The following is a 1,649-nucleotide window of genomic DNA, read 5'->3' on the forward strand; positions in this document are numbered from 1 at the left end:
GGTCGGGCCTGCCGGCCCCGCCGTCGCACGGCAGCCGCCCTCGGCGGTGGTAGGCGGTCAGGCTCCCGGCCGGCGCAGGGCGGCGGGGGCGACGACCTCGTCGAGCAGCCATACGGGACGGTCCGGTTCGGCCGGGTCGCGGCCGAACCACGACGCGGCCACTGACGTGTCGTCGATCAGCGCGGCGGCCTGCGGCGGCAGCCACAGGTGCTCGGGGGCGCCGCCCTCACCGAGGCGTTGGGTGGTGATCGAGGTGACTGCGGCCCGCACCGGTTCGAGGGCGGCGAGCAGGCGCAGCAACGCGATCCACACGGCGTCCGGGTCCGGCAGGGCGGCGACGACCGGCTCGATGGCGGACAGGTAGAGGTTGCCCTCCCTGGCCACCAGCTGCCAGATCAGGAACGTCGCCAGCCCCATCGTCCGTTCCAGCACCTCGTCCCGGTCGGCACCGGGCAGGCGCGGCAGGAAGCTGTCCCCGGTCAGGCGGATGTCGGCACGGTCGCGGCCCGTGGGCACCCAGGTGACCTCGTTGGCGGGGACGACCGCAGCGGCCGTGGGCACGAGGTCGTCGCGGGTGATGCCCGTGAGCGCCAGGGCCCCGTGGTGGACCCTGCCGGTGCGGTGCGGGGCGAGATGGCGAAGGCCCTGGTAGGCGTAACCGACGTAGGGCCGGGCCATCACGTCGAGGCCGCCGGCGATCTCCCGCTGCGGCTGGCAGTAGTTCAGCCGCGCGCACTCCATCCACAGGCGCAGCAGCGGATGGCGCGCCGGGCCGAGGATCAGGTCGTTGCTGACACCGGTAGGCAGGACGTTGAGGGTGAACGCCGTCGGCGCCGCGGCGACGGCCGCGAACAGCTCCGGCAGCGACGCCGGCGCCGGTCCGCCCCCGGCCTCGGCGCCGCCCCTCGGCCCGGCGCCGCCAGGCTGTTCCGCGAGGTCCGACTGTTCCGCGCGAGGCGGTCCTGCGTCGAAGCGGATGTCGCCGTCGATGTAGAGCCCGCCGAAGGTGTGCACGAGCTCGACCCGCAGATGGTCGGTGGCGCTGGTGTAGCCGCGCGGGCGCTGCTTGGCCATCTCCAGCACATACTGCGGATGCAGGTAGAGCGGATGGCCGGCGTGGAACACCTCGTGCACGTTGACCAGCGCCACCCCGCACTCCCGTGCCCAGGTGACCAGCGCCCGCGCATCGGCCAACGGGTCGTCCCCGGTCTGGCTGTCAGCGGATGGGCGATCCGCGGACCGGGCAGCGGCGGGCGAACCGGCGGCCGGATCCTTGACGTCGGGCGGCAACGCCGGGTCGGCGGCCGGGTCAGCGGCCGGATCCTTGACGTCGGGCGGCGACGCCGGGTCGGCGGCCGGGGCCGATTTCGGTTCGAGTTCGGCGAGCACGGCGGCGGCGCGGGCGCGGGGGAGGTCCGTCCACAGCACGATGGTCGCCGCGGGGAAACCGCGGGCGGCAGCGGCATAGTTCTCGCGGAACGCCGTGACCGCCGGCATCGGCTGGCCCACCCAGATGCCGTGGACGACGAACGGGATCTCGACCGTCTCCCCCAGCGGCGGCGCCGCGCCATCCGCATCTCCTGGCGACGGCGCTGCGGCGTCCGCCTCGCCCACCGGCGCGGTCGCGACGCCCACGGTCGGCGCCCACC

At 75.1% G+C, this 1,649-nt stretch carries 1 pseudogene; it reads right to left on the reverse strand.

Annotated features, from left to right (window positions below):
* Positions 1-57 precede the first annotated feature (57 nt).
* Positions 58-1,649 (reverse strand): annotated as a pseudogene (locus MXD58_RS27155) (hypothetical protein); the annotation flags it as partial.

Source organism: Frankia sp. AgKG'84/4 (assembly GCF_023242965.2).
In the GTDB taxonomy this organism is placed as follows: Bacteria; Actinomycetota; Actinomycetes; order Frankiales; family Frankiaceae; genus Frankia.